The 13,088-nt window shown below is 75.7% G+C and carries 11 protein-coding genes; 8 read left to right on the top strand and 3 right to left on the bottom strand.

Annotated features, from left to right (window positions below; genetic code table 11):
* Position 1: 1 nt before the first annotated feature.
* From Cch01nite_RS14205 to Cch01nite_RS14235, 7 genes are all read left to right on the top strand, one after another.
* Positions 2–1,468 carry a Tat pathway signal sequence domain protein gene (locus Cch01nite_RS14205; RefSeq protein ID WP_239070556.1) on the top strand — a complete coding sequence of 489 codons (1,467 nt, stop codon included), beginning with the start codon at positions 2–4 and terminating at the stop codon, positions 1,466–1,468.
* A gap of 158 nt (positions 1,469–1,626) precedes the next feature.
* Positions 1,627–2,106, top strand: coding sequence for a nucleoside deaminase (locus Cch01nite_RS14210; RefSeq protein WP_203756126.1), 480 nt, complete (start codon positions 1,627–1,629; stop codon positions 2,104–2,106).
* A gap of 34 nt (positions 2,107–2,140) precedes the next feature.
* Positions 2,141–2,485, top strand: a complete 345-nt coding sequence (locus tag Cch01nite_RS14215) for an HIT family protein (RefSeq protein ID WP_203756134.1) — start codon at positions 2,141–2,143, stop codon at positions 2,483–2,485.
* Positions 2,482–3,435 carry an NAD-dependent epimerase/dehydratase family protein gene (locus tag Cch01nite_RS14220; protein ID WP_239070565.1) on the top strand — a complete coding sequence of 318 codons (954 nt, stop codon included), beginning with the start codon at positions 2,482–2,484 and terminating at the stop codon, positions 3,433–3,435. Before Cch01nite_RS14215 ends, Cch01nite_RS14220 begins: the two co-directional genes overlap by 4 nt.
* Before the next feature lie 29 nt (positions 3,436–3,464).
* Complete coding sequence (locus Cch01nite_RS14225) at positions 3,465–4,103, top strand: RNA polymerase sigma factor (RefSeq protein ID WP_239070569.1); 639 nt, start codon at positions 3,465–3,467, stop codon at positions 4,101–4,103.
* A 2-nt stretch (positions 4,104–4,105) separates the two neighbouring features.
* Positions 4,106–5,005: a hypothetical protein gene (locus Cch01nite_RS14230; protein WP_203756136.1), complete on the top strand. Its 900-nt coding sequence runs from the start codon at positions 4,106–4,108 to the stop codon at positions 5,003–5,005.
* Between the two features lie 68 nt (positions 5,006–5,073).
* The gene (locus Cch01nite_RS14235) at positions 5,074–5,676 is read left to right on the top strand and encodes a hypothetical protein (protein WP_203756138.1); all 603 of its coding nucleotides are present in this window, start codon (positions 5,074–5,076) and stop codon (positions 5,674–5,676) included.
* A 39-nt stretch (positions 5,677–5,715) separates the two neighbouring features.
* Here Cch01nite_RS14235 and Cch01nite_RS14240 read toward each other — a convergent pair whose 3' ends face one another.
* The 3 genes from Cch01nite_RS14240 to Cch01nite_RS14250 all read right to left on the bottom strand — a co-directional run bounded on the left by Cch01nite_RS14240 (position 5,716) and on the right by Cch01nite_RS14250 (position 8,787).
* Entirely contained in the window at positions 5,716–6,822 is a 1,107-nt protein-coding gene (locus tag Cch01nite_RS14240; protein WP_203756152.1) for a hypothetical protein, read from the bottom strand.
* On the bottom strand, positions 6,816–7,733 hold the full coding sequence (locus Cch01nite_RS14245) for a C40 family peptidase (RefSeq protein ID WP_203756154.1): 918 nt from the start codon (positions 7,731–7,733) through the stop codon (positions 6,816–6,818). Before Cch01nite_RS14245 ends, Cch01nite_RS14240 begins: the two co-directional genes overlap by 7 nt.
* A gap of 82 nt (positions 7,734–7,815) precedes the next feature.
* Positions 7,816–8,787 (bottom strand): prenyltransferase/squalene oxidase repeat-containing protein, encoded by a 972-nt coding sequence (locus Cch01nite_RS14250; RefSeq protein ID WP_203756156.1) that lies wholly within the window; start codon positions 8,785–8,787, stop codon positions 7,816–7,818.
* A 128-nt stretch (positions 8,788–8,915) separates the two neighbouring features.
* On the opposite strand from Cch01nite_RS14250, the gene Cch01nite_RS14255 reads away from it, so the two are divergent.
* Positions 8,916–13,034, top strand: coding sequence for a hypothetical protein (locus Cch01nite_RS14255; RefSeq protein ID WP_203756158.1), 4,119 nt, complete (start codon positions 8,916–8,918; stop codon positions 13,032–13,034).
* Positions 13,035–13,088: the final 54 nt, after the last annotated feature.

Below are 13,088 nucleotides of genomic sequence, written 5' to 3' on the forward strand. Positions count from 1 at the left end.
GATGCCGGACACCACGATCGATCCCGTCACGACCGACCAGTCACACCGCACCCGTCCCGCCCTGCCGCCGCTCACCCGGCGGTCGTTCCTCGTCCTGACCGGTGCGGCCGCCGCCGTCGCCGCCGGGGCGACCAGTGCCGCCGCACGCCCCCTGCCCGCCACGGTCCCCGCCCACGGCCCGGCCACCCACGGGCACTCGCACGGCAACCCGAACGCCGCCCGCCGGGCCGCCGCCGACTTCATCCAGGCCGCCACGAACGCCTACCCCACGCTCAACACCGGCCCCCGCCTCCCCCAGAGCTACGCCGACGAGCTCGGCCTGTTCAGCACTGCGTTCGTGTACGACTCCGCCCTCGCCGTCATCGCGCTCCTCGCCGACGGCCGCCGCGCCTCCGAGCAGACCGCCCGCGTCATCGGGGACGGCCTGATCTACGCCCAGGAGCACGACCCGAACTACTCCGACGGCCGCCTGCGCCAGGGGTACAACGTGGGGCCGTACACGTTCTACGACGGCAACCCGCAGCCCAACGGGTTCATCCAGCCCGACGGCACCGCGAACATCGGCTGGCAGTTCGGGTTCCTCGGCACCGCCGTCGGCGACATGGCGTGGCCAGGCATCGCCCTGCTCCAGCTGTTCGACCGGACCCGCGACCGCCGCTACCTCGACGCCGCCGTCCGCATCGGCACCTGGATCACGACCAACACGTGGTCCACCCAGCCGCTGGGCGGGTTCTCGTTCGGCGTCAACGGGTCGAACGTGCCGATCCCGAACGGGTCGACCGAGCACAACATCGACTGCGTCGCGTTCTTCTCGATCCTGCGCGACCTCACCCGCGACAAGCAGTGGGGCAAGGCCGCCGACCACGCCCGCGCGTTCGTCGACCGCATGTGGGACCCGGTGGCCGGCACGTTCTGGACCGGAACCAACGACGGCGTCGCGATCAACACGTTCCCCGTCCCGCTCGACACGGCGACGTGGAGCTGGCTCGCGCTGCGCGACAGGAAGTACGCCCGCTCCCTCGACTGGGCCGGCTCGGCGCTCGCCACCACGGACGACGCGAGCGCGACGAACTCCCAGCTCCCTGACGGCGAGACGATCTCCGGCGTCACGTTCAGCAGCGCGAGCCTCACGTCGACCGCGCAGTACAACGGCATCACCGTCAACCAGCAGGGCGTGTGGCTGGAGGGCACGAACCAGCTCGCGACCGCGCTGCTCGACCGGGACCGCCGGGGCGACAAGCCCACCGCCGACGGGCTGCTCGCGCAGGCCAGGCACGCGCAGGACGTGCTCGGCGTCGGCCAGCACCTCGGCGGCGTCGTCGTCGACGGCGGTGTCGTCGCGGCGTCCAGCCTGCTCGACACCGGGTTCGGCTTCGGCTACTTCCAGGTCCAGCACGTCGGTGCCACGTCCTGGTTCGTCTTCGGGTCCACCCGGACGAACCCGTACCGGCTGCGCCGCCTGAGCTGAGCCGACGACGCACGGAGGGGTGCGCTGCCTGACGGGCGGCGCACCCCTCCGTGCGTCAGGCGGCGAGCCTCTCGACGGCAGGGCGCGGGTCGTCGTCGGTCGCCCTTGGTGCACCGCCCGTCTGGCGACCTCGGCCGGCCCGCTGCGAAGGTGGGGCGATGACGCTCTCCGAGACCGACCTGACGCACCTGGCCCGGGCCGTCGAGCTCGCCCGTGAGGCCCTCGACGACGGCGACGAGCCGTACGGCTCGGTCCTCGTCGACGCGCACGGCTCCGTCCTGTTCGAGGACCGGAACCGCGTGAAGGACGGCGACCAGACCCGGCACCCGGAGCTCGAGATCGCCCGCTGGGCGGCGGGCCACCTCGACCCGGGCACGCGTGCGGCCGCGACGGTCTACACGTCGGGCGAGCACTGCCCGATGTGCGCGGCGGCGCACGCCTGGGTGGGGCTGGGGCGGATCGTGTACGCGGCGTCGTCCGAGCAGATCGCCGCGTGGCGGGCCGAGTGGGGTGTGCCCGCCGGGCCGGTCGCGGTCCTGCCCGTCTCGGTGGTGGCGCCGGGCATCCCGGTCGACGGACCTGCGGCGACGCTCGAGGACGAGGTCCGGGCGCTCCTGCGGCGCGACGCGCTCGCCTGAGCGCCGGGCCGGGCCCGCGTGCGACCCTCGGCGGATGACTGCCGACAGCTGCGTGTTCTGCCGGATCGTCGCGGGCGAGCTCGCGTCGTCCGTCGTCGTCGAGTCCGAGACGGTGCTGGCGTTCATGGACGTCGACCCGGTGACCCCCGGGCACGTCCTCGTGGTCCCGAAGGCGCACCTGCCGGAGCTGGCCGACCTGACCGACGCGGTCGCCGACGAGATGTTCGCGGTCGCACGGTCGGTCGCGGGCGCGCTGCGGTCGTCGCCGCTGCGCAGCGAGGGCGTCAACCTGTTCTACGCCGACGGCGCGGCGGCGTTCCAGGCGGCGCTGGACGACGTCGAGGGAGACGAGGCCCCGGTGCGAGGCGTGCCCGCGTGAGAGCCGTGATCCTCGGTGGGACGGGCGCGGTCGGGTTCGCGACGGCGATGCGCCTTCGTGCGCGCGGCTGGCGGGTCGACGTCACCGCCCGGGGCTCCGGCCCGGTGCCGGCGCCGATGCTCGCGGCCGGGGTGGCGTTCCATGAGCTGTCACGCTCGGACACGACGGGGATCGAGAGGCTGGTCGGTGCGGGCGCGGACCTTCTCGTCGATGCCGTCGCCTTCACGGGCTCCGACGTGCGCCGGCTTCTGCCCGTGCTGCGGTCGGTGTCGTCGACCGTGCTGATCTCGTCCCGTGCGGTGTACGTCGACGACCGGGGCCGCCACGTCAACGGTGCCGAGCGCCCGGACTTCGCCGCGCCGGTCCGCGAGGACAACCCCACGCTCGACCCGGCGGGTGACCGGGCGGATCCGTTCACGCGCGAGGGGTACGCGCCGTGCAAGGTGGCCGCCGAGCACGTCGCGCGCGACAGCGGGCTGCCCGTCACGGTCGTGCGCCCCGCGAAGATCCACGGCGCCTGGGCCCGGAACCCGCGCACCCGGCCGTTCGTCGAGCGCATGCTGCGCGGCGACCCGGTGCTCCGGCTCCGCGGTGCGGACGGCCCCTGCGACCACCTGAGCGCGGCCGCGAACCTCGCGGCACTTGTCGAGCGCTGCGCCGACGTGCCGGGTGCGCGAGTCCTCAACGGCGCCGACCCGGGCACGCCGACCGTGCGCACGCTGCTCGGGTCAGTCGGCGCCGAACTGGCATGGCAGGGAGACCTGCAGGTCGGCTCCGGGCACGAGGACGCCCTCGCCAACCCCTGGGACGCGGTGGGCGGGTTCGCGCTCGACACCACCGCCTCGACGAGGCTGGGCTACGCACCGGTCGGCACGTCCGTCGAGCTGGTCCGCGAGGAGGTCCGCTGGCTCAGGTCGGGTGGCGGCGCATCCGTCCCGGGCCTCGTGTAACCCTCGCGGCCGCCAGGACACTTCCTGGTGTGAGCAACGACGACGACGCCCCAGGCATGACGCCGGCCGACCCGCCCGGGTCCGACGCCCTCCGCTTCGCGGCGCTCTGGGACCGGCACGCCGCCCGCGTGCAGGCCTACGCGCTGCGCCACACCGACCCCGACACCGCGCAGGAGATCGTCTCCGAGACGTTCCTCGTGGCGTGGCGCCGGCTCGCGGACGTGCCGGGCGAGCCGCTGCCGTGGCTGCTCGTCGTCGCCCGCAACACCGTGGCCAACCACCGCCGCTCCCACCACCGGGCGCGGCTGCTGGCGCACGAGATCGCCCGGCTCGAGCTCGTCATGCCGCGGCCGTCGGACGCCACCGACGAGCTCGTGACCGAGCGTGACGCCCTCCTGCGGGCCCTCGCCCGGCTCACGGCACGCGAGCGGGAGGCGCTGCTGCTCGTCGCGTGGGACGGGCTGACGCCGGCCCAGGCCGCGGCCGTCGCCGGGTGCAGCCCGACGGCGTTCAAGGTGCGGCTGCACCGCGCCCGACGACGTCTCGACGCCGCCCTCGTCGTCGACGACGACCCACGCCCGGCGGCCCCACCACCGGCTCGACCACCGGCCACGCCACCGCCCCCCTCACCCACCGCCCCGACGTCCGTCACGACCGCGAGAGGCTGACCATGAACGCCACCGACACCCTCACCCGCCACGCCCCCCGCCTCCCGGTCGACCCCACCGGCCTCGACGCGGCCCACCGCGCGACCCTTGCCCGCCTCGACGACACGAACCTCACGCTCGTCCCGGCACCCACCAGGACGGCCCGGCCGGCCCTGCGTTGGGGGCTCGCCGCCGCGAGCGCCGCCGCCCTGACGGTCGCCGGTCTCACGATCCCCTCCCCCGGCGACCAGCCGGCGTTCGCCGGGTGGCGGGCCGACCCGACGTCCGCCGACCCGGCGGCGCTCGCGGCCAACTCCGACGAGTGCGCCAGGCTCGGCGGCGACCTCCCGGGTGTGCCGGACGGTCCGGTGCGGCTGGTCCTGTCGGAGCTGCGCGGCCCGTACACGTTCACCGTCCTGTACACGGGCGACTGGCTGCGGTACTGCCTTGTGGGCCCGACGCTGCGGTTCGCGAACGCGACCGACCCGGACGGCACGACGGGCTTCGTGGCGGGCGACGGGTCGCAGCAGGGCTCCGGGTCGGTGACGGCGGACGCCGACGGGCTCCGCGACCCCGCGCCGGGCGAGCTGACCCTGGCGACGGCGGGCACGTTCGCCGACGACGCGGGCGACGCGTGGAGCACCGTGCTCGGCCGGGTCGCGCCCGACGTGACGTCGGTCCGGGTCACGCTCACGGACGGGACGACGGTCGACGCGACGGCCGCCGACGGCGTCTACGCCGCATGGTGGCCGGGGAGCGTCGCGCCCGCGGAGGTCACGGGTGTCCGGGCCGACGGCAGCACCGCCCGGGCGGGGTCCGGCGTCGACTGGTCGCACCCCGCGCCGTCGGGGTCGCCGCAGGACTCGGACGAGGTCGGGCGCCAGGACGGCGGCAGCGACTCGGGCACGTCCGAGCTCCCGTAGCCCTGCGGCCCCGGCGGCCCCATCGCTACGATCCGGCCAGGTCACAGGCACGGACGGACGGGGGACACATGGCGGCGCGCTCGACCACCGGACGGGCCTGGACCGCGCTCGCGCTCGCGAGCGCGGTCCTCGTCGGTGCGTCCGCCTGCACGACGGACGACCCCGGCCCGTCACCTCGCCCGACGAGCGCCGACGCCGCACCCACCGCTCCGCCTCCCGTCGCGGTGACGACCCCGGCACCGTCGGTCGCAGCGTCGCCGAGCCCGGCCGCTCCCGTCGCGACGTCCGCCCTCGTCTGCGTCCCGGGCGACGACGACCTCGACCTCACGCAGCTCAGACGGGTCGGCGGGATCCGCGAGGACCTGGCCCCGTCCGACTTCGTGATGGTCGAGGTCGGCCCGGGCAACGACCCCCAGGAGACGTGGTGGGTCGTGGCGGCGCCCAGCTACTCCGACGCGTGGGGCGACCGCGACAAGTACAACCCCGTCAGCTACCTGACGACGGCGCCGAACGGCGGTCCGGCCCCGCGATGGATCTACGTCGGCCGCGCACTCCAGGCACCCGCAGGCACGGCGGACTGGAGCGACGTCGACTGGACCGGCGACCGGCTCGCGCGCGGGCAGCAGGCCCAGGCGCTCGCGCTGTCCTGCCTCGGTTCCCCCTCGACCTGACGCGGCGGCCGATCCGGTCAGTGGGCGCCGCCCGGGCGGTCACCGCTGGGCGGTCTCCCACCGGACGGCCAGCACGGCGGCGCCGGTCGGCCCGGACGACGCGACGAGCACGGTGCCGTCTGGCCCGGCGACGAACGGGTAGGGCGCGTCGGCGCGCCACGCGTGCGGGAACACCTGGTCGGCGAACACCGCGTCGTCGACGTCGATCGTGCGGTGGACCTCGCCGTCACGGAACCACGCCGCGGCCGAGCCGTCCCACACCAGCACGTCGTCGTCCCGCACGGCGACCACGCGGCCCTGCGGCACCCCGGCGCCGGCCAGGTCGAGCACGGCGACGCCCCCGTCGCCACGCGAGACGGACGCCCGGCCGCCCGCGACGGTCGCCGCGAACGCGTCACCGTCGGTCGACAGGCCGGCTCCCGCCCAGGTCAGGTGCGCGGCGACGTCCTCGTCGTCGTACCTCACGAGCTCGCCGACGGTCGACGTCAGGAACGTCCCGGCGCTCGCGCGCACGAGCCGCTCGAACGGTGAGAGCACGCCGGGCAGCGGGGTCGTGCCGAGCGTGCCGTCGGGGGCGAGCCGCAGCACCCGCGCCGGCTCGCCGGCGTCCAGCCGACCGAGGCCACCCCCGAGACCGACGCTGCCGAGCGGGTCCGCCCACGGCGCCCGGACGACGACCGAGCCGTCCGCTCCCACGAGCACCGCCTCGTCGAGCCCGACGACCCACACCGCGTCCCCGTCGGCCGCCACCGCCGCGACTCCGGGCACGGGCAGGGCCGGCCCCGCGACGCCGTCACCCCCCACGGCCCGCAGCCCGTCCGCACCGAGCATCCACAGCCCCCCGTCCGCGCGCGGGGCCAGTGCGAGCGGAGGCCCGGGGAGCGGCACGAAGGTCGACCCGGCCGGCCCGACCCGCACCGCGACCGGCCGGGGATGCGCGTCGGGGTCCAGCACCCGCGCGACGACACCGCCCGGACCGGCCGCGAGCGCGAGCGCCGCCCGCACCGGTACCTGGCGCGGCCCGGGCACCTCGAACGCCCCCCAGCCCGGCTCGGCCCCGACGGTCATGGTCCCGTCCGGCAGGTCGTCGCCCCAGGGGACGTGCGCGACGAGCCGCACGCTCACCGTGTCCGGCGGGTTCACCACGGTGGCCGCGTGAAGTGGATGGTGCCGGCGACGTCCCGGATGCCGATGCGCTGCACCGTGTTGACGCCGTGCGGCTCGGTCCACAGGCTCATGCACTCGCCGCCGCCCATGTAGACGGCGACGTGTGCGGGCACCGCACCGGTCGAGCGCTTGTAGAACACGAGGTCCCCGACCTGCGGCACCCGCCCGGCCGTCGGGTCGTACGTGGGCAGGCTCGACGACCAGCCGAGCTGGGCCCACAGCGCGGGCGTCGGGTCGACGGTCGTCGTCGGGAGCGCGCCGGCGCTGACGTAGTAGTTGCGGATCCAGGCCGCCGAGAGCACGCCCGCGAGATGCGCGGCGTACATGATGCTCTCCCAGCAGTTCATCGTCGCCGTGCCCGGCACCCGGCCGGACTTCGAGTCGACGACGAAGTGCTTGTAGAACGCCGTCGCGGGCGGGTTGTCCCAGGTCTGCGAGCCTTCGAGCAGCGACGACACGATCGACGTCGCCCACACGCCGCTGAACCGGTCGTGGATGAGGTCGAGGACGCCGGTGTCGACGACGGCCGCCTGCCGTTCGGCGACCGACGCGGCCCGGATCGTCGACAGGATCCCCTCGTAGTGCGGCGGCCCGTAGATGCCGATCATCGCGCGCAGGTCGGCCTTGAGGTCCCGCTGGACGGTCCGCCGCCCGTGCTCCGGCAGGCCGAGGAGCCCGTGCAGGTCCTGGACGAGGGACGCCCGCTGCACGTGCGGCCCTCGCTCGCGCAGCAGCGCGGAGACCGCCGCGTTCCCCGCGGTGCGCTGGAGGGTCGCGAGACCTCCGGGCCGGGCGGACGACGTGGGACCGTGCGGTGCGCGTGACGGACCCGCGGCCGCGTGCCGGCCGTGCCGGCCGAGGTCGCCCGTGCGCGCACGCAGGGTTCCCATCCGCTCACGCTACGCGTGCCCGGGGCGACCGGTGGGGCCCTTCGGGCAGCCCTGGGTGCACTCGGGCCCGGACGTGACGGGGTCAGTCCCGGGCCGCGGCCTCGTCCCACCACGCGAGCACCCGGGTGCCGTAGAACGTGAGCCACGGCGACGGCTCACCGGGCGGCACGTCGACGTCGAACCAGACCCGCCCGGGGTAGCGGCGCCCCTGCAGCCACCTGCCGTCGGCCTGCCGTGCGCCGCGGACGACACCGACGGCCTCGGCGATCCGGGGATCCGGTGGCACCGCGTCGTGCAGCGCGGCCGACCGGAACCAGTCGGTCGCGTTGAGCGCGGTGTACACCGAGCGGAACGGGTAGGCGAACCACGTGGTCCACGGCCCGACGACCTCGCCGGTCGTCGCGCGGTGCAGCAGCCGCCGCGAGAGCAGGTACTCCTCGGCGGCGTGCCGGGCCGCCCGCAGCTCGTCGTCTCCCCCGGTCGCCGCCTCGTAGGCGAGGACGCCCTTGAGCGCGTTGAGCGTCGAGTGGAACGACGACCGGACCGACCCGTTCTCCCACTCGCAGTTCCAGCCGCCCTCGTCGGTCTGGTGCTCGACGAACCACCGGGCGATCCCCGAGACGTCCGCGCCGAGCCAGGCGCCGTTCGCGAGGGTCCAGCCGTTGATGCAGCAGTCGACCTCGCCGCCCCAGTACGCCGAGCCGTCGTACTCCCAGCGGCTGTGCTCGGCGAGCTTCTCGGCGGTGCCCGCGAGCGCCGCGGGGTCCAGGCCCCACTCCCGCAGGGCGTTGAGCGACCAGGTCGTCGCGGTCCACGGCTGACCCGGTTCCTCGGGTGTCTCGCCGTGGAAGTCCTGCGGGAAGAACGCGCCGCCGGCCCACTGCCCGTCGTCGTCCTGCAGCGCCAGCAGCCGCGCCCCGAACCCCTCCGTGGCGACGCGCGCCCGGGTCGCGGACCAGACCTCCTCGGGGGCGCCGGCGAGGTCCCGTTCGACCTGCCAGCGCAGGGCAGGGTCGGTGTCGAGCAACCAGTCCAGCAGCGCCGGTTCGACCATGCCCGTCACGGTAGCGACGGCCACCGACGCCCGGGAGGACCGCGACGGCCACCGGTGCCCGAACGGGCAGCGGACCCTGCCCGAAGGGTCCCTTCCCTGCTGCCCGGCCGGGGGTGAGTCTGAGCCTCATGGGGGCGGGCGGATCGGCAGGTTCGGCCGAGCTCGCGGGCGCGACGGTGGTCCGCCCGACCCGCACCGCGCGTCCCCGTGGGAGCGCCCCGAGCCCTCGCCCGGCGGCGCGCGGGCCCCACGCCCAGCTCGTCGCCCTCCAGCGCGCGGCGGGCAACCGGGCGGTGTCCGCGCTGCTCGCGGAGCGCGCCCGACCGGCGCAGCCGGCGCCGGACGTCAGCCTCACGCCCCAGGTCGTCGTCCAGCGCTCGCTCACCAACGACCGGACGTGGGACCCGGTCGAGCCGGTCACGGGCCAGGGCACCAAGGTCGACGCGATCGTCGGACCCCACCACAAGTACGGGTCCGGCCCCACCGCGAAGGTCGGGTTCCGTCCGTACGACTACACGCAGCTGTTCAGCGCGGCGACGGTCGGTGCGGCCTACTGCCAGGGGCACCTGCTCAACGACAACCTCGGCGGTCCGGGGGCGGCGACGGCCCCGCACGCCGACGAGAACCTCACGGCTTTCCCGCAGAAGCCCACGAACAGCGACCACAACAAGGCCATCGAGCAGTGGGTCAAGGCCGCCGCGACGGGGTCGTGGTTCCGGTACGTCGTCTCCATCGGCTACAGCACCGACTCGGCGGCCCGGCTGAAGAAGCGGCTCGGGGGCTCCACGTCGGCGATGACGCAGGCGGGGATCGCCCTGACGGCGACCACGTTCACGTACGCGTCGTCGCTCTACGCGACGTGGGTGGAGCTCGTCGACAGCCCGGGCGCGACGAACGCCGCGCCGACCGTGAAGCCGGGCGGGATCAGCGGGACCCTCGGCATCCTCATCCCCAGCCCGATGACGTTCACGAAGCCCGCGACCCGCTCGCTGGAGTACCCGACCAAGAAGGTCACGTGGGGCCACCTGCCGATCTTCAAGGGCGGGCAGACATCGGTCCGCACCGGTGTGCTGCCGCCGGGCGGTGCGAAGAAGTACCCGCCGAGCCCGGGGCGGTCGCACATCATGCCGGAGCGGTGGAAGGGCATCGACGACGCGCGGGCCGACAAGGCGGCGTCCGGCACCGGGAACGCCGTCTACCTGGCGGGTCACCAGCACTACGGCGAGGGCGTGGACGAGTCGCGCAAGGGGGCGATGTCGACGACCCGGTTCGGCCGCGGCTACCTGATGGGCTACAAGGACTTCGACGACGGCATCGAGCACGGCAGGACGAACGACCTGACGGCCCCGCCCACCGGGCCGAAGGCCACGGTCGACGCGCACAAGGAGTTCTGGGCGGGTGTCACGAAGGGCAAGGCCGCCCTCCTGACGGCCCCGCCGACGGGCAACCGCGCGGAGATCGCCGGGCACGCGGAGTACTGGGAGGGCGTCAAGCACGCCCGGAGCAACCCGAAGACGACGCCACCGGCCGGCAAGGCCGCGCAGAAGGCGGGGCACGACGACTACTGGGCCGGGCTCGAGCACGCCCAGAAGTCGCCGAAGGCGACGCTGCCGCCGGGCAACCTCGCGCAGCAGGAGGCGCACAAGGCGTACTGGGACGCCGCCGAGAAGACGTTCGCGGACCTCGCGTTCGTGCCGCCCGTCGAGCTCGCGGCCGTCAAGGGACGCGACGAGGTGGTCGAGGGGATGACGTTCGTGCGGGCGAACGCCCGCACGACGCCCCACCCGACGCCGACGCTGGTGCTCAAGGACGTGCTGGCCGCGTACTGGAAGGGCGTCGACTTCGCCCGCACGAACGCCCCGCCCGCCGCGTACGCCGGCAAGGAGGCGCCCGCGGCCGCGGCGGTCGTCGACTACCGCACGCACGGCGTCGACCTGGCGGCGAAGGACCTCGCGACGCTCACCGGTGCCGCGCCCGCGGGCGGTGGTGCGCGGGAGGGGTTCGACGACTTCGGTCAGGGCGTGGAGGCCGCCCGCACGGGTCAGGCCGTCGACAAGGCCCGGGCGGGGCACGAGCGCGGCTGGACGGACTGCGCGGCGGGCATCGCGGAGGGCGGCGCGGGCACGGCACCGGCCACCCGCAAGGACGCAGGCTTCGCGGTCGGGTACCTGTACGGCCTCGGTGGCGCGACGGCCCGGGCGGGGGCGCCCGCACCGACGGGGACGGGCACGGAGGACGTGCTGACGGCAGGCGGGCACACCGACTACCTGAAGGGGCTCGAGGCGGCCCGCACGGACCGGAAGGGCACCAAGCAGGCTCCCCGGGCGGCGGCGGTGGGGTTCGACGAGTTCCTGGACGGGATCGCGAAGGCGCAGGCGGGCCTCCGGACGGCACCCCCGGCGACGGGCAGCGAGGCGCGGACCGCCGCGTGGAAGGAGTACTGGGAGGGCGTCGACCTGGCCCGCAAGGACCCGCCCTCCACGGCGTACGCCGGGTCGAGCTCCGCCGGAGCCACGGGGCACGCGGACTACCGGGCCGGTGCCGACCACGCGGCGAAGGGTCTCGACACGCTGACCGGGCCGCCACCGGCCGGCGGTGGCGAGCACCTGGGCTTCGACGACTACCGCGAGGGTGCGGACGCCGCCAAGGCCGGGCAGGTCGCCGACACGGCACGGGTGGCGCACGTGCGCGGCTGGACGGACTGCTCCGCAGGCATGTCCGAGGGTGAGGGGACGGGCGACCCGACCCGGGGCGACGGCGGCTACGCCAGCGGGTTCCTGTACGGGCGAGGCGCGGTGACGGCGCGCGAGGGCAAGCCGGCACCGACCGGCACGGGCGTGCAGGACGTGCTGCTCGGCGGCGGCCACGCCGACTACCTCACGGGCCTCGCCGCCGCCCGGACCGACCGCACCGCCACCCGGCCGGCCGCGAAGGGCGCGGGCCTCGGGTTCGACGAGTACCTCGCGGGCGTCGCGAAGGCGAAGGCGGGGACGCGCACGGCGCCCCCGCCCGCGACGAGCGAGGCGACGACCGCCGCGTGGAAGGAGTACTGGGAGGGCGTCGACCAGGCGCTCAAGGACGCGCCGACCACCGCGTACGCGGGGACGAGCTCGGCGGGGGCGGCGGGGCACGCCGACTACCGCTCCGGAGTGGACGCGGCCCGGGCGAGCTTCGCGGCGCTCACCGGCGCCCGGCCGACGACCGGTGGTGCCGCGCTCGGGTTCGGCGACTACGCGGACGGCGTCGAGGAGCGCAAGGCGGGGGTCCCGGTGGACGCCGGCCGCAGCGGGCACGTGCGCGGCTGGCAGGACTGCGTCGACGGCATGGCGGCCGGACGGGCCGCCGTCGACACGGCGACCGACCAGACGATCGGCGGGTTCGTCAGCGGCTACCTGCACGCGCAGGGCGGTGCGCAGGCCCGGGCCGGACAGCCGGACGTGGACCCGACGACCATGGCCGAGGCCGTCCGGAGCACCGGCCACGTCGCGTACACCGCGGGGATCGCGGCGGCACGGCGCGACCTGGGCACCCCGCCCGCCCGGGTCATGGACCTGGCCGCGTTCGACGAGTTCCGCCAGGCCCTGACGGCAGCCCGCACCGCCGCCCGTGGTGTCCCGCTCGCGAGCGCCGGCGCCGCGGCCGTCGCGGCGGGCACCGACTACTGGCAGGGCGTCGACACCGCCCGGGCGAACCCCCTCGGCACCGTGCTCGCACCCGCCGGCACGGCCGCGGCGGCCGGGGTCGCGGACTACCGGGCCGGGGTCCAGCACGCCGTCGCGCACCCGTCCGGCACCCAGCCTCCGGCGACGACCGCGAGTGCCGAGGGGGCCGCGGACTACTGGGCGGGCGAGGCGCACGCGCTGGGCAGCGCGGTCGCACCGGTGGGGGCGCACGCCGCGGCGACGGGCGCGTTCGGGGACTTCTGGGGCGGCGTCGTGTTCGCGCGGGCGACGCTCGCGCAGCTCCAGGGCGCCCCACCGGCCGGCCGGGTCGCGGGGCAGGGCTTCGCCGAGTACGCGGCCGGGGTCGCCGCCCGGCGCGGGGGTCAGGCGGACGTGCCCGCCCGGGCCGCGTTCAGCCGCGGCTGGACCGACTACACGGCCGGGGAGGGCGACAAGCGCGGCGGCCACCTCGTGGCGCAGCAGACCCACAGCGGCTACGTCGACGGCTTCCAGCGCACGAACGCGCCCGTCGCGAAGCGCGGCGGGGACCCGCTGCAGTCGCCGTTCAAGAAGCAGCACCTCTGACCGGCGGCGGGCGGCGGGTCCTCATGTCTGCCTGATGGGGAAGGCGCCGCGCAG

This window comes from Cellulomonas chitinilytica (assembly GCF_016862675.1).
Taxonomy (GTDB): Bacteria; Actinomycetota; Actinomycetes; order Actinomycetales; family Cellulomonadaceae; genus Cellulomonas; species Cellulomonas chitinilytica.

Coding starts and splice junctions, on each gene's coding strand:
- Cch01nite_RS14250 (WP_203756156.1), bottom strand. CDS start 8,787: ATGGTCGAACCGGCGCTGCTGGACTGGTTGCTCGACACCGACCCTGCC.
- Cch01nite_RS14215 (WP_203756134.1), top strand. CDS start 2,141: ATGACTGCCGACAGCTGCGTGTTCTGCCGGATCGTCGCGGGCGAGCTC.
- Cch01nite_RS14235 (WP_203756138.1), top strand. CDS start 5,074: ATGGCGGCGCGCTCGACCACCGGACGGGCCTGGACCGCGCTCGCGCTC.
- Cch01nite_RS14210 (WP_203756126.1), top strand. CDS start 1,627: ATGACGCTCTCCGAGACCGACCTGACGCACCTGGCCCGGGCCGTCGAG.
- Cch01nite_RS14245 (WP_203756154.1), bottom strand. CDS start 7,733: ATGGGAACCCTGCGTGCGCGCACGGGCGACCTCGGCCGGCACGGCCGG.
- Cch01nite_RS14230 (WP_203756136.1), top strand. CDS start 4,106: ATGAACGCCACCGACACCCTCACCCGCCACGCCCCCCGCCTCCCGGTC.
- Cch01nite_RS14205 (WP_239070556.1), top strand. CDS start 2: ATGCCGGACACCACGATCGATCCCGTCACGACCGACCAGTCACACCGC.
- Cch01nite_RS14255 (WP_203756158.1), top strand. CDS start 8,916: ATGGGGGCGGGCGGATCGGCAGGTTCGGCCGAGCTCGCGGGCGCGACG.